The 19,739-nt window shown below is 67.7% G+C and carries 15 protein-coding genes; 12 read left to right on the top strand and 3 right to left on the bottom strand.

Annotation, left to right across the window (positions count from 1 at the left end; all coding sequences use genetic code 11):
* Positions 1 to 2: 2 nt before the first annotated feature.
* Positions 3 to 1,232 carry an aspartate kinase gene (locus tag F0U60_RS24090; protein WP_395823703.1) on the bottom strand — a complete coding sequence of 410 codons (1,230 nt, stop codon included), beginning with the start codon at positions 1,230 to 1,232 and terminating at the stop codon, positions 3 to 5.
* Between the two features lie 162 nt (positions 1,233 to 1,394).
* Here F0U60_RS24090 and hutH point away from each other — a divergent pair, with 162 nt between their 5' ends.
* The 5 genes from hutH (at position 1,395) to F0U60_RS24065 (ending at position 10,649) form a co-directional block, all read left to right on the top strand.
* A complete protein-coding gene (gene hutH / locus F0U60_RS24085; RefSeq protein WP_395823701.1) occupies positions 1,395 to 2,921 on the top strand; it encodes a histidine ammonia-lyase in 1,527 nt (508 codons plus the stop codon).
* Positions 2,922 to 3,161: 240 nt separating this feature from the next.
* Positions 3,162 to 4,592, top strand: coding sequence for a hypothetical protein (locus tag F0U60_RS24080; protein WP_395823699.1), 1,431 nt, complete (start codon positions 3,162 to 3,164; stop codon positions 4,590 to 4,592).
* Positions 4,593 to 4,893: 301 nt separating this feature from the next.
* The gene (locus tag F0U60_RS24075) at positions 4,894 to 5,952 is read left to right on the top strand and encodes a substrate-binding domain-containing protein (protein ID WP_395823697.1); all 1,059 of its coding nucleotides are present in this window, start codon (positions 4,894 to 4,896) and stop codon (positions 5,950 to 5,952) included.
* Between the two features lie 202 nt (positions 5,953 to 6,154).
* On the top strand, positions 6,155 to 8,881 hold the full coding sequence (locus F0U60_RS24070) for a hypothetical protein (protein WP_395823695.1): 2,727 nt from the start codon (positions 6,155 to 6,157) through the stop codon (positions 8,879 to 8,881).
* A gap of 52 nt (positions 8,882 to 8,933) precedes the next feature.
* Positions 8,934 to 10,649: a DUF4397 domain-containing protein gene (locus F0U60_RS24065; RefSeq protein ID WP_395823693.1), complete on the top strand. Its 1,716-nt coding sequence runs from the start codon at positions 8,934 to 8,936 to the stop codon at positions 10,647 to 10,649.
* An 86-nt stretch (positions 10,650 to 10,735) separates the two neighbouring features.
* Here the strand turns inward: F0U60_RS24065 and F0U60_RS24060 are convergent, their stop codons facing one another.
* A complete protein-coding gene (locus F0U60_RS24060) occupies positions 10,736 to 11,278 on the bottom strand; it encodes a GNAT family N-acetyltransferase (protein WP_395823691.1) in 543 nt (180 codons plus the stop codon).
* Positions 11,275 to 12,099, bottom strand: coding sequence for a TrmB family transcriptional regulator (locus tag F0U60_RS24055; RefSeq protein ID WP_395823689.1), 825 nt, complete (start codon positions 12,097 to 12,099; stop codon positions 11,275 to 11,277). The genes F0U60_RS24060 and F0U60_RS24055 overlap by 4 nt, the downstream gene beginning before the upstream one ends.
* Positions 12,100 to 12,427: 328 nt before the next feature.
* Between F0U60_RS24055 and F0U60_RS24050 the strand changes: the two genes are divergently transcribed.
* From F0U60_RS24050 to F0U60_RS24020, 7 genes are all read left to right on the top strand, one after another.
* Positions 12,428 to 12,964: a hypothetical protein gene (locus F0U60_RS24050; protein WP_395823687.1), complete on the top strand. Its 537-nt coding sequence runs from the start codon at positions 12,428 to 12,430 to the stop codon at positions 12,962 to 12,964.
* 110 nt (positions 12,965 to 13,074) lie between these two features.
* Complete coding sequence (locus F0U60_RS24045; protein ID WP_203404366.1) at positions 13,075 to 13,239, top strand: hypothetical protein; 165 nt, start codon at positions 13,075 to 13,077, stop codon at positions 13,237 to 13,239.
* 78 nt (positions 13,240 to 13,317) lie between these two features.
* Positions 13,318 to 15,477 carry a polyphosphate kinase 1 gene (gene ppk1 / locus F0U60_RS24040; RefSeq protein WP_395823685.1) on the top strand — a complete coding sequence of 720 codons (2,160 nt, stop codon included), beginning with the start codon at positions 13,318 to 13,320 and terminating at the stop codon, positions 15,475 to 15,477.
* A 259-nt stretch (positions 15,478 to 15,736) separates the two neighbouring features.
* Positions 15,737 to 16,567: a hypothetical protein gene (locus tag F0U60_RS24035; protein ID WP_395823683.1), complete on the top strand. Its 831-nt coding sequence runs from the start codon at positions 15,737 to 15,739 to the stop codon at positions 16,565 to 16,567.
* 44 nt (positions 16,568 to 16,611) lie between these two features.
* The gene (locus F0U60_RS24030) at positions 16,612 to 17,115 is read left to right on the top strand and encodes a type IV pilin protein (RefSeq protein WP_395823681.1); all 504 of its coding nucleotides are present in this window, start codon (positions 16,612 to 16,614) and stop codon (positions 17,113 to 17,115) included.
* Between the two features lie 123 nt (positions 17,116 to 17,238).
* Positions 17,239 to 17,940: a YebC/PmpR family DNA-binding transcriptional regulator gene (locus F0U60_RS24025; RefSeq protein WP_395823679.1), complete on the top strand. Its 702-nt coding sequence runs from the start codon at positions 17,239 to 17,241 to the stop codon at positions 17,938 to 17,940.
* Positions 17,937 to 19,739: a tyrosinase family protein gene (locus F0U60_RS24020; protein ID WP_395823677.1), complete on the top strand. Its 1,803-nt coding sequence runs from the start codon at positions 17,937 to 17,939 to the stop codon at positions 19,737 to 19,739. Before F0U60_RS24025 ends, F0U60_RS24020 begins: the two co-directional genes overlap by 4 nt.

Genomic DNA, 19,739 nt, shown 5'->3' with positions numbered 1-19,739 from the left:
GCTCAGCTCGCCGCGGGAGCCTTGTCCAGGCCGAACGCCGTGTGCAGCGCCCGGACGGCCAGCTCCGTGTACTTCGAATGGATGAGGCAGGTGACCTTGATCTCCGACGTGGAGATGAGCTGGATGTTGATGCCCTCACTCGCGAGCACCTGGAACATCTTCGCCGCCACGCCCGAGTGGTTGCGCATGCCCACACCCACGATGGAGACCTTGGCCACCTCGCCGTCCGTCTCCACGCCACCCGCGTGGATCTCCTTCGCCACGCGCTCCACGGTCTCGCGCGCCTTGGGCAGGTCCGTCTTGCCCACCGTGAAGGACAGGTCCGTGCGGCCCTCCCTGGAGGCCGTCTGGACGATCAGGTCCACCACGATGTTCTGCGAGTCCAGCGCGCCGAAGATCTTCGCGGCCACGCCCGGAGTATCCGGCACACCGTTGATGGCGAGCTTCGCCTCGTTCTTGTCGTAGGCGATGCCGCTGACAACCACATTCTCCATCGACTTGTCCTCCTCACACACCAGAGTGCCCGGGTCGTCCGTGAAGGAGGACTTCACCCAGAGCGGCACCTTGTACTTCATCGCGAATTCAACCGAACGAATCTGCAGGACCTTCGCACCCAGGCTGGCCAGGTCGAGCATCTCCTCATAGGAGATGCGGTCCAGCTTGCGCGCCGCGGGGCACACGTTGGGATCGGTCGTATAGACGCCGTCCACGTCCGTGTAGATCTCACAGGCATCCGCCTTGAGCGCCGCAGCCAGCGCCACGGCCGTGGTGTCCGAACCGCCACGACCCAGCGTGGTGACGTTGCCCTGCTCGTCCTGTCCCTGGAACCCCGCCACCACGACGATGTGTTTCTGTTTGAGCGCTTCGACGATTTTCTCGGCGTCGATGCGTTTGATACGCGCCTTGGAGAAGGTGCTGTCGGTGACGATCTGCACCTGGTGACCCATGAAGCTGGTCGCCTGGCCGCCCTGCGACTGGATGGCCATGGCCACCAGGCCGATGGACACCTGTTCGCCGGTTGCCACCACCACGTCCTGCTCGCGCTCGCTGGGCCGGTCTGTAATCTGGGAGACGAGTTTCAGCAGACGGTTGGTCTCGCCGGACATCGCGGACACCACCACCACCACGTCGTTCCCAGCGGCCTGCGCCGCGATGCAGCGGCGGGCCACGTTCTTGATTCGGTCAATGTCGCCGACCGACGTTCCGCCGTACTTCTGGACGATTAATGCCACGTTGGCTGGTTCCTCCTTGGAACGGCGCGTCACGGTAGTGAGGTGACCCCCGACTGTCAAAAGCTCCCGAACACTCTCGGAGTGGACGGGCTGCGGACCGCCGGTTGTTGGGGTATAGGGTGCGCCCGAGGAACGCCGTACCCGTCGCTTCCGGAGCCCCACATGTACCGCCCCCGACTTCTTATTGATGGAGACACCCTCCGGCTGGAGGAGATTCTGCAGGTTGCCCACAACGAGGCGACCGTGGAGCTCACGCCCGAGGCCGAGGCCTGCGTCCGGGCCTCGCGCGAGCTGGTGGACCGCGTCGCCGCCGGGGATGCCCCCGCCTACGGCATCAACACCGGCTTCGGCACCCTGGCCGAGGTGCGCATCGACAAGAAGGACCTGCGCGAGCTGCAGCGCAACCTCATCCTCTCGCACGCGGCCGGTGTGGGCACGCCCATGTCCCTGCCCGAGGCCCGCGCCCTGTTGCTGCTGCGCTGCAACGTGCTCGCCAAGGGCTACTCCGGCATCCGTCTGGAGACGTTGAAGCTGGCCCTGGACATGCTCAACAAGGACGTGGTGCCGGTGGTGCCCGAGCGCGGCAGCGTGGGCGCCTCGGGAGACCTGGCGCCGCTGGCCCACCTGGCGCTCGTCTTCATCGGCGAGGGTGAGGCCTTCTACCAGGGGCAGCGGATGCCGGCCCGCTCGGCGCTGGAGCGTGCGGGACTTCAGCCCGTGGTGCTGGAGGCCAAGGAGGGCCTGGCGCTCGTCAACGGCACCCAGGCCATGTGCGCCGTGGGCACCCTGCTCCAGCTGCGCGCCGAGATGCTCTCGAATGTCGCGGACATCGCCGGCTCCATGACGCTCGAGGGCCTGCTCGGCAGCCACAAGCCCTTCATCCCGGAGATCCAGGATGTGCGCCCCCACGAGGGCCAGAAGGCGGTCGCCGCCCACCTGCGCCGGCTGCTCGCCGGCAGCGATCTGGTGGAGACGCACGTCAACTGCAGCAAGGTGCAGGACCCCTATTCCCTGCGCTGCATGCCCCAGGTGCACGGCGCGGCCCGCGAGGGGCTCGCCTTCGCCCGGCGCATCCTCGAGGTTGAGGTCAACAGCGCCACCGACAACCCGCTCGTCTTCGTGGAGAGCGGCAAGATTGTCTCGGGCGGCAACTTCCACGGCCAGCCCATCTCTCTGGCCATGGACGTGGCGGCGATGGCGCTCACCCAGCTGTCCTCCATCAGCGAGCGCCGCGTGGAGCAGCTCGTCAACCCGGCCCTGTCCAACCTGCCTCCGTTCCTCGCGAAGAACTCGGGCCTCAACTCGGGCTTCATGATCGCCCAGGTGACCAGCGCGGCCCTCGTTGCCGAGTCCCGCGTGCTGTGCCACCCCGCCTCGGTGGACTCCATCCCCTCCTCCGCCGGCCGCGAGGACCACGTGTCCATGGGCATGACGGCGGCCCTCAAGGGACGCCAGGTGGCGGACTTCACGCGGACGTGCCTCGCCATTGAAATCCTGGTGGCGAGCCAGGCGCTGGACTACCGGCTGCCGGTGAAGGCGGGCCGCGGACCTCGCGCCGCGCACGAGCTGGTGCGCAGCATCGTGCCCACCATGGAGAAGGATCGGGAGATCCACCGCGACATCGAGGCCGTCTGCAAGCTCATCGACTCCGGCGAGCTGATGCGCGTGGTGCGCGGCGCCACGGCGTAAAGAAACTGCGCGATGTCCCCTCTCCCTCTGGGAGAGGGCTAGGGTGAGGGTATTTCCCCGCTGTGTGCGACTGAATGGAGATTGGGGACCTCTGGCTTTTCTTGACGGGTCCCGTATGCAACTTGGGTGACGACTACCCTCACCCCCCGCCCTCTCCCAGAGGGAGAGGGTGCATGCGCAACCTGACTATCTCGATAAAGTCAGGGGAAGAGAGGAGCCTGCTTGGACGTCCTCAGGTAGGTGTCTTTCCTTCGCATCCCCTCCTGGCTGCTCCTGGGCCTCGCCTGCCTGCTGTGGTTCGCGGCGCTCGGCTTCGTGGCGCTCTGGCCCCAGCACCCCACCGGTGCGCGCCAGCTCCGCTGGAAGGATGCGAACGGCCAGCCGCTCGCTTCAGCGCCGACCAGCTGCGGTCGCGATACGCGCTTTCCCCTGCTCGCCCAGCAGAACCGCGTGTGGGTCCCCTGCCTGGCCGCGCCTGACCTTCCAGGAGGCGGTATCGCCCTGCTCCAGCCTTCGCGTGGAGAGGCTCGCCTCCTGGCCCCATTGCCGGAGCAGCTGTCACTCGAGCGCGTGGAGGGTCTGCTTCCAGGCACAGGCGGCCTCGTGGGCCTCGTCTATCGGGCGAGTACTCGAACGTCATCTCCAGGCGGCGTGGTCGATGTGCTCGTGGCAACCGTAATGAACGAGGACGGCTGGCAGGTCCCTCCCGAGCGCCTTCCGGGCGGAGCTGGCAGTCGCCTGTTGGGCCTCGGATGGTCGGGCCACCGGCTGGAGGTGGCGCTCGCGCCAGCACGAGGCGAGGACACCCGGGCCGAGGCCGCGGATGCGGTCCTGGTGAGGGTGGGCGACGCAGAACTCCCCCTCACCATCACGCGAGAGGAGATGTGCCTGTATCTCCCGGACTGCATCGTGCGCGCGGCGTACCGCGCCGCTCAGGCCGGATGGAGATTCCTCCTCGAGGATGGTGGAGCCCTCCGCGAGGTGAAAGAGAGCGGGGCCAGCGTGATGGAAGGGCAATCCCTCCAGGTGCTGGCCGGGCTCGACCTGCGCGTGGCCGGGCGCTTGCGGCCCGCGAGCATCCCCCCCACCCATCGACTCGAACCGGACGGCAGCATCCTCCCCTCGGAGCCACCGCCCTCCGGGCTGCGCCCACTGCCCTCGCCCTCCGTGGCCGAAGGCTCCCGGCTCGTGCCCTTGTCCCGCTCGCGGCCCGAGCAGGGCCCGGGCGTCATCCACGAATGGGAGGACCAGCACTGGCATACGGCCTCCGGCTCGGATGGCTCTCTGCGAGTGGGAGAAGGCGCCCGTCCACTGGCCACCGTCGCGCTCCTCGACGGCCCCTGTACCCACCTGTCCTCCGGCTTTCTCGTTCCCTTGCGCCGGGGCCTCACGCTGCTCACCCCCGAGGGGTGCCACGTGGGACTCACCGGGTCGGGACAGCGCACCGACCCACTCAACCTGCTCGAGCACCTCGAGCGAAGCCGCGTCCCCCACGCCGTCCCCGCGCTGCTCTGGATTCTCCTCGGACTGCCCCTGCTGCTGCTCCCCGCGGGCCTGCTGCGCTGGCCCCGTGAGTCCGAGCGCCGGCTCCTCGTCAGCGCACTGCTCGCCTGCTGCTACCTGCTCAGCACCCTGCCGCTCATCTCGTGGCTGCTGCCTCTGCTGTCTTGACCGACTTGCGACGTGGAAAAATCCACTCGCAATTGATTGCATCCAGCGCCTCACGTCCGCCGCTGCAAAAAAAAGACAGACATCCGTGACACGATAGACAGCCGTGACATGTGACCTGCCGCTGTCCGAACTTTGACGCAATTGGAGCGCGAAGAAACCCGTCGCTTGAGGCACCTTGCGCTCCGTCGAAACCGGGCCCCACCGGGTTCGGCGACTCTCCCCAGGCCCGCGTTCCCGCACCGCTCGGTGGAGAGTCATTGTCTTGTCAGAAGTGAGTCCCTCGCAACACGGAGCATCCGTCATGAACAAGATGAAGTGGGTGATGTCGGCCGCCGTGGTGGTTTCGATGTCTGTGGTGGGCTGTGGTGGCGCGGCCATGGAGGCCGAGCAGTTCGGTTCGGTGGCCCAGAACCTGGGTCCGAACAACGAGTTCTACGGTTCGGACACGCTGAAGGAGGCCCTGGTCGCCGCCAACGTTCAGTCGAGCGCTGGTCTGACCATCGAGGGCAAGGGCTCGGGCGTGGGTGAGGGCTGTCTGCGCAACGGCTCGGGCACGTCCTGTATCGGCCGTCAGCAGACGCTCGCGCCCATGTCGCGCGACTTCAAGGCGGGCACCTGCGCGGGTGGCGCTGCCTCCACTGGCGCCTGCTGCCCTGGCGAGTCCAGCAACGTCATCGCGCTCGACGCGGTGAACGCCTTCGTCAACAGCGCGACCTACAGCGCCCTCCCCAGCAACAGCATCACCTCGGCCAACCTGAAGAAGGCGTTCTGTGGCGACGGCAGCGGCAGCGCCGCCACCTGCGTCAGCAACTGGTCCGCGCTGGGCCGCCCCACCGCGGGCACCATCGTGAAGTACCGCCGTGACGACCTGTCCGGCACCACGGACACCTTCAAGTCGCTGCTCGGCTGCACCACGTTCTGCGCCGACGTGGTCGTCATCAAGGACGAGTCCACCACCAACCCCTCCACCTGCGCCGCCACCGACAGCGCCACCACCTGCATCGGCAAGCTGACGGCGAGCAACGCCAACGCCATCGGCTACGCGGGTGACTCGGCCAAGCGCACCGGCAACGCGGCGCTCAAGGTGGACGGCATCGCCCCCACCGCGACCAACGTCCGCAAGCTGCTCGCCAGCAACACCACGGGCGTCTACCCGCTCTCGCGCAAGCTCTTCCTCAACGAGAACGTGAACTACGCGAAGGCCTCCCAGGAGCAGGCCCTGTATGACTGGGTTTACAGCAACCCCCAGGATTTCGAGGACATCCTGGTTCAGCAGGGCTTCATCTCCTGCAGCGACGTCAGCCCGCTCAACTGCGGCGGGAACCTGGGCCGTGGCGCCGGCGTGTGCAAGGGCCTGTGAGCTGAATCCCACGACCTAAGCCATTCCGCGGCCGGAGGAGCACCTCTGCTCCTCCGGCCGTTACCATTTTGTAAAGACATACAATCGTGACGAACCCCGTGCCCCTGGAAGATTCCAGCCCGGCTTTCGTTACGATATTTTGTCAAACCCTTATTCACATTCTCCGATAAGGCTCGCGCAGCGTAGGAGGAGATCCGGCCTCATGGTGATGACAAGGAATAGGCTCGTCACGAGCCTCGCTCTCAGTGTGTCCATGCTCGTGCTTGCGATGACGGCAGGCTGCCCGTCCCCGGGAAAGCCTGACGTTGACCCGGACGCGGGCTGGACGGAACCGAACACGCCTGACGCGGGCGATGCGGGTCCCGGTCCCGTCACCTGCAACCCGGCCCGGTCGAACGAGCGAATCCCCCTGCGCCGCGCGGCAACGCGCGAGGTCGTCACGGAGACCTTTGACAACCTCAAGGCGAGCGTCGACGCGCAGTGTGGCTCGTGCCACAAGGTCCCCGAGGCGCGGGGCGGCTTCCAGTACACCTCTGACCTCGCTGGCCTCCGGGCCACGGCCCCGTCCCTGGCCCGCATGGCCTCGCAGGGCGCCATGCCTCCCCTGCCCACCCCCGAGCAGCTCAAGCAGGCCGTGGCGCTCGGACAGGCGCTCACGTCCTGGCTCGCGCAGGGTGCGCCAGAGGGCACCTTCGAGGTGAGGGAAGAGGGCTCGACCGACGGCGGCGTGACGGTGGGGCGTGATGTGGGCGAGGCGATGACCGACCTGGGCAACTGCATCCCCGAGAGCAAGCCGCTGGGCAGCGATCCGGAGAAGGACGCCTTTTTCGCCAGCCTCACCGCCCTGCCCCGCTACCTGTCCGAGACGGACACGGACATCGTGACTTTCGACGCGCAGAAGCTGGCCGAGCACGGAACCATCGCCTTCGCGCCCACCTACCCCCTCTTCTCAGACCACGCCAAGAAGCTGCGCCAGGTGCACGTCCCCGCTGGCAAATCCATCCGGTACGACTCCACGACGAAGCGCTTTGAAATCCCGCCCAATACCCGCTTCTACAAGACGTTCTTCAAGCCGGTGAAGGACGCCCAGGGCCAGGTGGGCTACCGGAAGATCGAGACGCGGCTCATCGTCGTGCGCCAGCCGTGGCAGGACTCGCTCTTCGGCACGTACATCTGGAACGAGGACGAGACGGTGGCGGAGCTGCATGATCTGCGCTACCGCGATGGCTCGAGCTTCTCCGACCGCGTCCTCGTCTACCGCACGGACGAGGCCACCGGCGCCACGCGCAACTACGCCGTCCCCGGCCGCCATCGCTGCATCGACTGTCACACCGGCTCCGAGGGGCAGAACTTCGTCCTCGGCTTCACCCCGCTTCAGCTCAACCGTCGCCCCGGTGGCGAGGGCGGTGTGGGCACCGAGACGGACGTGCTCGAGGACGAGCTCTCCCAGGTGGACCGGATGATCAGCTATGGCGTCCTCACCGGTATCCGTTCGAGCGCGGACCTGCCCAAGCTGGAGACGTACGGCAGCAAGCGCGCGCGCAACACGCAGGAGCTGGAGCTCCAGGGCTACTTCATCCCCAACTGCGCGCAGTGCCACAACCCCAACGGCTTCGCGGTGATCAGCAATCCGGCGATTGCCTCGCTCGACTTCTCCGCCGGCGGCATCCTGTTCCAGTTCCCCACCTCGCTGAAGGAGAGCAACGGGCTGCGCTCCTACGTCAACTTCGGGGTGACGGACTTCGCCGCCGACTTGAAGAGCCCGATTCCCGCCAGCACGCTCTACCAGCGCGTCGCCCGCGACACCGACGAGCGCATCATCCACATGCCCGCCAACGTCCCGGGCCAGGACTGCCGCGCTCCGCTCCTGGTGGCACGGTGGATCGCCTCGCTGGATTGGCCCAAGGACGCCGGGCTGAGCGCGGCGCAGAAGGAAGCCAACCGTCAGGAGCGCCTGCGTCAGGCGGAGCTCGCCGTGAAGGAGACCTGCCAGGATCCCCCTGACGTGCGGTGGGTGTCCGAGGACTTCACCGACAAGGTCCCCTACGAGCCGCGCAACACCCACTGGGAGTCCAACATCGGCGTTCCGCCTTTCGACTACCTGACGCGCTACCCCATCACCGCGGAGCACGAGGCGCTCGCTCGCCAGCGCATCCCCACCAACTTCTGGACTCCCAAGCCGGGCTGCCGCTTCGAGACCAACGCTCCGCCGCCGGAGTCCGTCGAGCCTTGGATGTTGGACAGGCTGGGCAGTCCCAAGCAGCCGTGGGGCGAGCTCTACTACTCCACGCCTGGAGCCGCGGTGTTCCAGGGCATCTGCGCCAACTGCCACGGTCGCGCGGGTGACGGTCAGAGCGGTGCCGCCAAGACGCTGGTCGCGCTCAACGGGGCGCGCGTGGCCAACCTCGCGAAGGGCCTGTTCGGCACCTCCTCCACCGGCGAGTCCCACCTGGCGATGTTCGAGCGAGTGCTCGGGCAGCACGGTGGTGCGCGCTACATGACGTGGATGGCCGCGGGCGGCACCACGGTGACCTTCACGCCAGAGTTCATGCAGGCGTGGATCAAATACGGAGAGGTGGACATCGACTTCTCGCCTCGGGAGACGGACTGGGGCAAGTGGGGCGCTAACATGCTCGGTGCCGCCCGCGGTGCTTGCGATCTCGTGCGCGTCGGCAAGTTCGGCACCGGCTCGAGCGAGCCTCCCAGCGGCAACCCCAGTGCCATCGGCGGCGCCACCCTGTGGAAGAAGATCTGCACCCTCGACAATCCCCTGACCCCAGCGATTGAGGAAGGGACGGATTCCACCGCGGTCTCGGAGTGGCTCCAGCACGCGCAGTTCAACGCGGGCGTGATGGCCTACTTCTACCTGCGCGATGAGCTGTCCAAGGGCCGCATCTACCCGCTGCGAAGCGAGTGCGAGAAGCGGTGAGCCCCACCCCCGTCATGGCTTCCTGTCTTTCATTTCCTGTTGGAGAGCACGCGTGAAGAGGAACGTTTCAGGTGTCTGGTTGTTGATGACGGTCCTCGCCCTGACGGCTGGGACTCTCACCGGCTGCGACGATGGCGAGCCGAACCCGCCCGGCAACACGGATGCGGGCGGAACCCCGACGGATGCCGGAGACGGCCTTCCAGATGGAGGGGATGGAGGAGACGGCGGGCCCGTCGATCCCCCGGCGGACGCGGGCACCGATGGCGGCACGGACGCGGGTCCTCCCGTGGCCAAGGCGTACGTCCGCTTCGTCAACGCCTACCTGGGCTTGAAGAACAACCCCAGCGACAAGGCCGACGCGCCGTGGGACCCGTACAAGCTCGACGTCTACGTCGGGGACACGAAGCTGTTCCCGAAGCCGGTGGAGCCGGGTGATGAGGCCGTGACGGCCTATCACGAGCTCGAGCTGACCCCCGGCGAGAGCGTGCAGTTCGTCGTGCGCAACGCGGAGTCGGCACTCACGGACGCTCCGGTGGTGACCTCGGACGCCATCACCCTCGAGGAAGGCGAGCGGCTCACCCTGGTGGGCGTGGGGAACATCACCTACGCCGGGGAGGACCGCATGGACAAGCCGCAGTTGCTGGTGCTGAAGGAGTCCTTCGACGCGGTGGAGGCGGGCAAGGTCCGGGTGCGCTACGTGACGGCGGACCGCGTCACCGGAACCAACCGCAACCGCCGGCTCGCCAACGAGACGGGCGCAACGCCCTACACCACCGCGGTGGAGCCGTACTCGGCCGACACGACCACGGGCGGCGTTTCCATCCCCGCGGAGCCCCAGCGGCTGGCGATCATCGGCTCGCCGAACTTCACGCCCTCGCAGAGCGGCAAGCTGTTCTTCTCTCCCCCGAGCGGGACGCTGGTGGCGGGAAGCACCTGGTTCGCCATCACCACGGGTGATGACCGGCGCACCCTCCAAGACGAGGGCGAGCCCGCGCTGCTGCTGGTCCCCGCGGGCAAGGAGGGAACCGTCCGCCTGAAGCGCGATCCGCTCCTCTACTTCTTCCATGCGGTCAATCCGGCCACGGCCGACGACTCCCCCATCCGGCTCCAGGTGCTCAACGGCTCGCAGATCATCGCCAACAACATGCGGTACGGGGCCACGCCAGCCATTGGCGATCTGCCGGTCACCCCGACGGGCACGAAGCTTCACTTCACGCCCTCAGGCGATAACTCCGTGACGGTACTCGCCGATGCCGCAACCGGTCCGCTCGAGGCGGGCCGCCGCTACCTCGCCGTGGTGAGCGGCACCGAGGGCGCGCAGGTCCGGCTGACCGTCGTGAAGGATGAGTTCCCACCGGACGCGGTACCCGCCCCCCTGGTGCGGCTCATCCAGGCCTCGACCAACGCGCCTGCGGCGCTCGACTTCGGTCACTTCGCGCCGCAGGCGGACGGCGTCACTCGCGGAGCCTTCATCCCCGTCATCACCAGCGCGGAGTACGGCTCGGTCGCCGGTCCCTCCACGGGGGCGTCCTTCCAGCCCCAGGTCATCACCCCCGCGACCGGCGGCAGCCCCTACGTCTATTACGGCGTCCGGGCCACCGTGGGCGGCACGGTCATCGAGCGCTCGGTGAATGGCTGGGCCCTCACCACGCCGAACTTCGTCGTGCTGATGGGTGACTGGAGCACCTCGCTGCAGTTCCGGGCGCTCAACGTCCGCATCAACACCTGGTCCCCCACGGCGCCGGAGGGCTACTTCAGCGAGCAGTAATCCTGGCCCCACACGCGAGGCGAGTCCCCACCAGCCCGGGGACTCGCCTCCCTCGGAGCGCGGGGCCACCGGACTCGAGTGTGGGTTCAGGGCAGCTCGCGATCCAGCAGCAGATTCATGCGCGGCACGCTGTAGCGGTCGTCGGGGATTCGTTCGATGATGCGGAAGCCCGCACTCAGGTACAGCCCAAGCGACTGCGGCAGCCCCTCGACCGTCCAGAGGTAGACGCGCGAGAAGCCCGCGGCGCGGCAGAACTCCATCGCACGCCGCAGGAGCTCCTTGCCGATACCCCGGCCGTGGAACGTCTCCTCGACGATGACCCAGCGCAGGCGCGCCCCCGGCTGGTCGGTCTTCGAACCCACGACGGCGATGGAGCCGACGAGCCGGCCGTCGACATGGGCCGTCAGCAGGAGGTCCCGGCCAACCTGGTAGTGCGCGAGGAACTCGCGCATTTCCTGGGCCATCAGGCCCTCGAACTCGGCGCCCGAGCCCCAGGCCTTCGCGTAGTAGATGCCGTGCAGCTCGGTGATCCGGCCCAGGATGCCAGGCCGGTAGCCCTCGACGTACGCGGTTCCCATGTACTCCGTGTACTCAGTACCCATGTGCTCGGTTCCCAGGGTGGTGGTCATAGGTCCTCGTAGGGGGTGCCCTCGTCCCAGAGTCGCTCGAAGGCGAGGTTCAGCAGGGCGACGGCGCCCCGGTGGCGCAGGGCGACCGCGGTGAAACTGGGCGGGCCGCCCACGGGGTCCTGCATCGACAGCAGGGCGACCTCGTCGTCGAAAACCTGCATCTTCACCGGCAGGGAGTGGACGACCCGGATCCGCTGCCCCTTCTTGCTCAGCGTGTCCATCCACTCGCGCAGCTCCGGGTCGTCCAGCGCCTCCCGCTCATAGAGCGCGCGGTAGAGCACGCCCCGCTCGAGCGGGACCTGCAGGAAGCGGCGGTTCTGCTCCTGGGAGAGGATGAGGGGGCGCTTGATGAGCGAGTGGACGTGACGCTTCGCCGCGCTCGCGAACGCGATGGCCTGCGCGGCGATGCGCGCGGGGTCCGCCAGGGCCTCGACGTACTGCAGAGGATCGTTCTCCCCCTTCCCCGCCTGGAAGAGAGGGCCGAGCTGCGCCGCCAACTGCAAGGCCACCGCGGCCGTCCGCTCACGCTCGCGCTCGAGCTCCATCGCCCGCTTCGCGCTGAGCGCGGGCAGGGCCGTCGCCGGATCGGTGGGAAAGAACGTGCGCGGAGTGGTGTCACGCGCCACGCACAGGCCCTTGGCCTCCAGCGAGCGGAGCACGTCATAGATGCGCTGCCGCGGCACTCGTGCCCGCTCGGCGAGTTCCGTGGAGCCCTGGCCGCTCCGGGAGAGCAACGCGAGGTAGACGCCGCTCTCGTAGGCGTTGAGCCCGAGGCTCGCCAGGTCCGTGCTCGAGGTCTCCGCTGATGTCTCTGTCTTCACCGCTGTCGCTCCCGAGCGCTGTCGCCGACTCCCTCAGCCCAACACCACTGCTCAGTGGTGTCATTTCAAGTAACACCACTGCCTAGTGGTGTCAACGCGAGTGGAGCGGGGCTCTTCGGGAGGCGCCCGGACAGGGGCATGCCAGCCCACTGCGCCATAGAGCCCCAACGTGGGACGCGCCCATCCCAGTTCCGGGGCCAACATGCGCGCGAGGCGTCGTGAGAAAGAGCCCGGCGCGTTTGCTGAATTGAACGGATGCGGGCTTGCACGGCTGGCGGTGTCACATCCGAGCACTAGATTTCGCCTCCCACGCACAGGAGAACGCCCCATGAAGCCGCTGCCCGCCAATCGTCCGGACCTCTGGAGTCAGCAGCAACGCGCCTGCACCCTGAAGGTATCGCGAGCAGAGCTCGAGCGGCGCTTGGGGCCCGCACTCGTCCATAACGAGGCAGACGGCTTGGGGCCCCGGTACCGGTGGGGGTTCCAGTGCGGCTGTGGCCTCGAGCTGATCATCGATCTCCCCCGCCAGCCCTCTCAGACGCGCGAGGCCGTGATGTGGATGGAGCATCTGGAGGTCGAGCACGCGCTCGCGCACCTGGGGCTCTCTCCCGAGCGGGTGCTCTGGCGGGCGGACATGCAGGATCCCCTTCCCCTGGAGGGCTGGGCGGTCGTCCGGCAGGCCGATGCGGACAACCGGTTCGACATGTGTGTGTTGTCCATCCGAACGCATGCGGAGTGTCTGGCACGGTTGAAGGAAGAGGCATGCGCCTACACACAGTCCTATGACGTGGAGCGCCGAGGGACGCCGCCACGCATGGCTCCCCACCGCGCGCCCGAGTATTTCGTCGAGTCCATCGCCTCCTAGCCTTCCACACGCCCGCTCTGCCGGCGTGCCACCCAGCCAGCCGTCCCATCCGACCCCGTGCCTGGAACCTGTTCAGTACCCACCTTCGTGGGGAACTGGAGGTGACCGACATGGCAGGAGTTCGCGGAACGAAGGCGAAGAAGATGCAGGCGGAGGCATCCAAGGCAACGGGACGTACCCGCAAGGGTCGCAACAAGGTTCCCAAGATCACCCGGCAGGATTCGAAGAAGGGGCGCGCCAAGTCCGGCCAGCGTATCGACACGCACGGCAACTGAGTCCTCGTCCCCACGAAGTTTCACAATCCCCGAGGCCCAGGCTTGCTACACCGCTCCCCCGTTACCAAGAGAGCGGATATGTCCAAGCGTGCATCCTCGACCCGGAGTACCACCAGCAAGCCCCTAGAGCGGGACGTCATCCCTCAGGGAACGGACGTGCCGGACAGCGACCTCTTCTTCAACCGGGAGCTGTCCTGGCTCGCCTTCAACAACCGGGTGCTTCAGCTGGCCGAGGATCCAGCGGTGCCGCTGATGGAGCGCGTGAAGTTCTGCTCCATCTACGCCCGCAACCTGGATGAGTTCTTCATGATTCGCGTGGCGCGGCTGCACGAGCAGGTGCGCGGCCGCGTGGCCCGGCTGGTGCCGGATGGCGCCACCCCGGGCGAGACGCTCGACAAGCTCCATGAGCGCATCCTCGAGCAGGGTCGGCGCCATGCCGACTGCTTCGAGAACCAGCTCCGCCCCGCGCTCTCGGAGAAGGGGCTGCGCATCCTCTGTATGAAGGACCTGGACGCGGACGGGCGGGCTCAGGTGGAGCAGCGCTTCCGCGAGCAGATCTTCCCCGTGCTCACCCCGCTGGCCATCGGTCTGGGGCGACACTTTCCGTACATCTCCAACCTCTCCCTGAGTCTGGCGGTGCTGCTGCGCGACCCGGTGACGGAGCTGGAGAACGTGGCGCGGGTGAAGGTCCCCAAGGAGCTGCTGCCGCGCTTCGTCCCGCTCAAGGGGGGGACGTCCTTCGTCCCGCTCGAGGACATCATCGCCCACCACCTGGACGCGCTCTTCCCTGGCATGGAGGTGCTCGACCGAGGGCTGTTCCGCGTCACCCGCGATGCGGACTTCACCGTCTCCGAGGATGCCGAAGATCTGCTGGTGGCCGTCCAGACGGAGCTCCGCCAGCGCCGCTTCGGCGACGTCATCCGCCTGGAGGTGCAGGCGGGGATGAGCCCCAAGATGCTCGAGCCCCTCATGGAGGCGCTCGCCCTGGAGCCTCGGCAGCTCTACGAGGAGCAGGGCCTGTTGGACCTGTCGGATCTCATGTCCGTGGTGTCCACACCGGGCTTTGCCGAGTTGAGGGATCCCCCGTGGACCCCCGTCACCCAGCCCCGCCTGAAGGCCGAGGGCGACGGCGGAGAGGTCGGCACAGTGATGTCGGCCATGCGCCGGGGAGCTCTGCTCGTTCACCACCCCTACGAGTCCTTCACCACCTCGGTGGAGCGCTTCGTCACGGAGGCGGTGGAAGACCCGGACGTGCTGGCCATCAAGCAGACTGTCTATCGCACGTCGGACAAGTCCCCGCTGGTGCCCGCGCTCATCCGAGCCACGGAGCGCGGCAAGCAGGCGGTGTGCATGGTGGAGCTCAAGGCGCGCTTCGATGAGCGCACCAACATCCAGTGGGCGCTCGCGCTGGAAGAGGCGGGGGTGCACGTCGTCTACGGCATCCCCGGGCTCAAGACGCACGCCAAGGCCATCCTCATCGTCCGCCGCGAGGGCGAGCGGGTGCGCCACTACGTCCACGTGGGCACTGGCAATTACAACTCGAAGACGGCTCGGCTCTACACGGACCTCGGGCTCTTCACCACGGACCCGGAGATCGGCGCGGACGTGGCGGACCTCTTCAACTTCCTCACCGGCTTCGCCCGCCCCAAGTCCTTCCGCAAGCTGCTGGTGGCCCCCATCAACATGCGCGAGGGCCTGCTCCAGGAGATCCGCCGCACCCTTGACGCGCACTCGGCCGAGCGCCCCTCGCGCATCCAGATGAAGATGAACGCGCTGGTGGATCCGGCGATGATCCGCGCCCTCTACGACGCCTCGCGCGCCGGCGTGAAGGTGGACCTCAACGTGCGAGGCATCTGCTGCCTGCGCCCCCAGGTCCCCGGCGTCTCTGAGAACATCCGCGTCGTCTCCACGCTTGGCCGCTTCCTCGAGCACTCGCGCATCTACCTCTTCGAGCGCGGCGGTGAGACGCGCTGCTACATCGGCTCGGCGGACCTCATGCCCCGCAACCTGGACCACCGCGTGGAGGCCCTCACGCCCGTGGAGGATGCCCAGCTGCTCGCTCAGATCCGGGATCTGCTCGAGCGGGGCCTCTCGGACAACACCCACGCGTGGGTGCTCGACGCGAACGGGACGTGGAAGCGCCGCTCACCCGAGGGCGAGAAGCGCTGGGTCCAGGGCGAGTTGATGGAGCGTGCGGTCCGCATGGCCCAGGCCAGCAGCGGTCGGCCGCTGCCCTGAGCGCTGGCTCTTTTTATTGCAACTGCAAGCATTCACCCGGACACGATCTTCAAGCTCGTGGGTGTCAGACCCACCCGGCACCGGGCTGCGCTATGCATTGTGTTGAGGGCCTCACCAGTCGGATGATGGGCGTGCCGTCAACCCGCGTGGGCCCATGACAAACGATCAGGAAACCCAACCCCCCCCCACTTCGGATGTGAGCGAGTTCGCTGTACCGGAGCATGCCCCGCCTGCCTCCAAGAAGTTGGAGCAGCCCGCGATGTGGCCCGGCAATGTGCCGTCTCAGACGCAGGCACTGGAGGTGCTACGGGGCCAGCGGACGCTGGTGGTGTCGCTGCCCAGTGCCCGCCGGCTCCAGGAGAAGCTCACCCTGCCCGAGCGGGAGGCGCTCCGGGACGACGGACTGGCCGATAGCCTGCGCGATGCGGTGGCGGTGCGCTGGCGTCTGGCGGCGGCGCAGGATCTGCTGCTGACCGCGGGTGGCAAGGTGGATGAGGTGGCGCTCAACGCGCTGCTCGCCGAGGTAGACGGAGTCCTGGAGGCACTGCGCGCCGCGAACCCGGCCTCGCCGGACCTGGCACTCGCCATCGATCGCACCTGGGAGACGCTGACCCAGGAGGCCGTCGACTTCTCCAGCAGCGTGAAGGCGGCGTCGAACCAGGAAGCCCCTTCCGCGCCTGTCCACGCGGCTCCGAAGAAGCACACCAACACGGGCAAGGTGACGTTCCAGCCGGAGACGCCCGCGGAGCAGCAGGCCCAGGGCAAGTCGCAGAAGCTGATGTATGCCGCCTTGGCCGTGGTGGTGATCGCGGTGGGCGCGTATCACGGCGTCAACCTGACGCGGAACAACCAGCGGCAGCAGCAGTCCTCCTACCCGGGCGCGCCTCCCAGCACGGTGATCATCCCCCACCAGACCAACGGGACGCTGATGATGCAGTCGACGCGCACGGGTGCGCTCACCCCGGAGCAGCAGGCCTGGCTCAAGCAGCAGGAGGCCAATGGCATGCAGGTGAAGCCACTGGGCCAGGGCAGCTATCTCCTCACTCCGTCGTCGAACACCCCGGTCACCGCCGGCAATACCACTCCGTGAGCTCCAAGATCCTTCCCTTCCTGTCTCCTCGAAGGAGGCCTGTCATGGCGAATCGAATGCTGCACTCCGTCCGCGCGCGGCGGGGCTTTACCCTGATCGAGTTGATGATCGTCGTCTGCATCATCGGCCTTCTCGCCACGGTGGCCCTGCCGGAGTTCCAGAACATCCTGCTGCGCACGAAGCAGGCCGAGCGCGAGATGATGATGAGCTCCATCATGCGCGTGCTGAACGAGTACACCGCCTCGCACGGTGGAAAGTTCCCGGGCGGAGACACGCCCGACTTGCCGTGGAACCCGACGCACGAGGCGGACGGCAGCAAGCAGGCCTTTGAGATGGGCCTGGGTCACTGGGCGGACCTGGGCTGGGGTCCCGATGGTCTGCTCTACTACCGCTACCAGGTGATCAGCACCGGACCCGATACGATCGTGGTGATGGCCAAGGCCGACCTGGATCGCGACGACAACGTCAACATCAAGTCCATCGAGTACAAGCTCCAGAACGGCATGTGGCAGCGGCACTCCGAGAAGGAGGAAGGCGGCTGGTTCTAAGGCCCTCGTCCGGTCGCTGGGTCACCCTGGGGAGGGAGTTCCGTCCAGTTGCTCGCTGGCTCGTGGACTCCCTGCCCCTTGAATTGGTGAACCCCGACCCGGAATGAGGTAGGAGCGCTCCCCATGGGCGCTCAATGGAAGCAAAAGGGCCGCACCGAGCATGCGGCCGCGAAGGGTCGGCTGTTCACGAAGCTGGTCAAGGAGATCATCGTCGCCGCCAAGGCCGGTGGTCCCGACCCGAGCAGCAACCCCCGCCTGCGCATGGCGATGGAGCAGGCGAAGAAGAACTCGATGCCCCGTGACACGCTCGAGCGTGCCATCAAGAAGGGCGCCGGCCTGCTGGATGAGCCCGTGAACTACGAGCTGGTGACCTACGAGGGCTTCGCCCCGCACCAGGTGCCTGTCATCGTCGAGTGCCTCACGGAGAACAAGAACCGCACCGCCACCAACATCCGGGTGCTGTTCCGCAAGGGCCAGCTCGCGAGCAGCGGCGCGGTGTCCTGGGACTTCAACCGCCTGGGCGTCATCGAGGCCACGCCGCCCGAGGGGGGCGCCGATGCCGAGACCGCCGCCATCGAGGCGGGCGCGCAGGACCTCGAGGCCGCGGAGGAAGGTGCCACCCGCTTCCTCACGAACCCCACTGAGCTCGACGCCGTGAGCAAGGCGCTGGCGGGCCTGGGCTGGACGGTGAGCTCGCAGAACCTCGCGTGGATCGCCAAGAACCCGGTGCACCTCGAGGGTGAGGCCCGGACCGAGGTCGAGTCGTTCCTCGAGGCGATGGACGAGGACGACGACGTTCAGAACATCTACGTCGGCCTCAAGTGAGCCTCTCGGAGCTGCATGCCCGAACCCGGGCCCTGCTGTGCCGGGAGTCTCCACCGGCCGCCCTGCCGATGACGCCTCGGGGGGAGCTCGCGCCACTCGAGCCCCCCTCCTCCGCCCATCGCTTCCTCCCCTTCCTGCCCTCCCACCTCAAACAGGCGGTGTCCCTGGCGGCCCGCTTCATGGGGCTGGCCAACGCGCGGCCCGGAGAAGAGGGACTGGCGGCGGTGCTCGACGAGGCGGAGCAGCGCATCCAACAAGGGGACCCCGAGTGGGTGAAGTACGCGCTGCGCGTCTTCATCGCCCACCACCCCGAGGGCCGCCACCTGCCCGTACCGCCCCTGCACGAGCGTGCTCCGCACCTGGTGGCGCCCTCGCTGCGTCCGGAGCTTCCCCGCAGGGGCAACCCGGGGACGCCCGGCGCGGAGATCTGGCTCGACTACTTCCGCGAGGACACGGGGCTCAACGAGCACTTCGACACGTGGCAGGTGCTGCACCCGGCGACCGGGTATCCAGACCCCACGCAGCCGCAGCGACGCCTCCTCCAGGCTCAGCGGGGGGAGCAGTTCTGGTACGTGCACCAGCAGGTGCTGGCCCGCTACGACACGGAGCGGCTGGCGTTCGGCATGCCCCGCGTCGAGCCCCTGCAGGACTACGCCTCCCCCATCAACGAGGGCTATGACGCCCGGCTCCCCGGCTTCGCGCCCCGGCCACCCGGACTGAGCCCGAGGGGATTCCCCGGCTACGACGTCACGGACCACGCCATGCGCCGCGACCGGCTCTTCACCGCGGCCTCCTCCGGGCTGCTGTGGCAAGGCTCTACGCCCCTCTTCATCGAGGACCTCGAGCAGCTCGCCGACACCGCCGAGTCCAACATGGGCTCCGTGGATGGCGAGGCGTGGGCGGATCCGCTCGGCGCCTATGGCTCACACCACAACCTGGGGCACGTGCTCCTCGCCTGCCTGACGGGCCCTCGCGACAGGTCGGGCTTCCCCGGGGTCATGGCCTCTCCGGCCACTGCGGCGAGAGATCCGCTCTTCTACCGCTGGCACCGCCACGTGGACGACATTCTCGACACCTGGCAGAGCACCCACCTGCCGCCGCATGAGCTGTCTGATGGACCCCAGGTGCTGGTGCGCAAGTGGCTCGGCGATGGGGTGGCACCGTTGCACCAGAGCCCGGACATCCTCCTGTGCTTCGACCAGGACATCCCCGGGGCGGCGTCACCGGATTTCGACGGGCAACGCTGGAGCGAGGAGACCTTCGGCGGCGACTACTGGACCAGTCCTCCTCCGTCCTTCCGCTCGAGCACGCATACGCTGCGCACCCGCATGGCGCAGCACCCGGTGCGACTCCCAGACGGACGGGAGCTCCTCAAGCCGCGCCTCGAGCACGACGCGTTCCACTACGTGCTGCGGGTGGAGAACCTGCTGCCTCGCGAGCAGAAGGTGACGGTGCGCATCTACCTCGCGGCGGATGCGTTCGCCGAGGATCGCCGGATGTGGATGGAGATGGACCGCTTCGACCACACGCTGCGGCCCTCGGCGCAGGCCGTCATCTTCCGGCCCGCGAACCTCTCCCCCGTGGTGCGCGAGCGCGGCTGGCCCGCCAACCTCCTGCTGCCGCGCGGCCGACGCGAGGGCATGCTCTTCCGGTTCATGGTGATGCTCACCCACGCGGAGCAGGAGCTCGTGAGCGGCTATCCGTTCGACCGGCCCTTCCCCCCGGGACAGCGCATCGCGGATCTGCTCTCGCTGCCCCATGTCGCCACGCGCAACATCTGGATTACCCACGTCTCCTGA

Source organism: Archangium minus, from assembly GCF_044360475.1.
GTDB lineage: Bacteria > Myxococcota > Myxococcia > Myxococcales > Myxococcaceae > Archangium > Archangium minus.
This window is presented reverse-complemented; position numbering and strand designations above follow the sequence as displayed.

Coding starts and splice junctions, on each gene's coding strand:
- hutH (WP_395823701.1), top strand. CDS start 1,395: ATGTACCGCCCCCGACTTCTTATTGATGGAGACACCCTCCGGCTGGAG.
- ppk1 (WP_395823685.1), top strand. CDS start 13,318: ATGTCCAAGCGTGCATCCTCGACCCGGAGTACCACCAGCAAGCCCCTA.
- F0U60_RS24070 (WP_395823695.1), top strand. CDS start 6,155: ATGGTGATGACAAGGAATAGGCTCGTCACGAGCCTCGCTCTCAGTGTG.
- F0U60_RS24045 (WP_203404366.1), top strand. CDS start 13,075: ATGGCAGGAGTTCGCGGAACGAAGGCGAAGAAGATGCAGGCGGAGGCA.
- F0U60_RS24025 (WP_395823679.1), top strand. CDS start 17,239: ATGGGCGCTCAATGGAAGCAAAAGGGCCGCACCGAGCATGCGGCCGCG.
- F0U60_RS24060 (WP_395823691.1), bottom strand. CDS start 11,278: ATGACCACCACCCTGGGAACCGAGCACATGGGTACTGAGTACACGGAG.
- F0U60_RS24030 (WP_395823681.1), top strand. CDS start 16,612: ATGGCGAATCGAATGCTGCACTCCGTCCGCGCGCGGCGGGGCTTTACC.
- F0U60_RS24035 (WP_395823683.1), top strand. CDS start 15,737: ATGTGGCCCGGCAATGTGCCGTCTCAGACGCAGGCACTGGAGGTGCTA.
- F0U60_RS24050 (WP_395823687.1), top strand. CDS start 12,428: ATGAAGCCGCTGCCCGCCAATCGTCCGGACCTCTGGAGTCAGCAGCAA.
- F0U60_RS24075 (WP_395823697.1), top strand. CDS start 4,894: ATGAACAAGATGAAGTGGGTGATGTCGGCCGCCGTGGTGGTTTCGATG.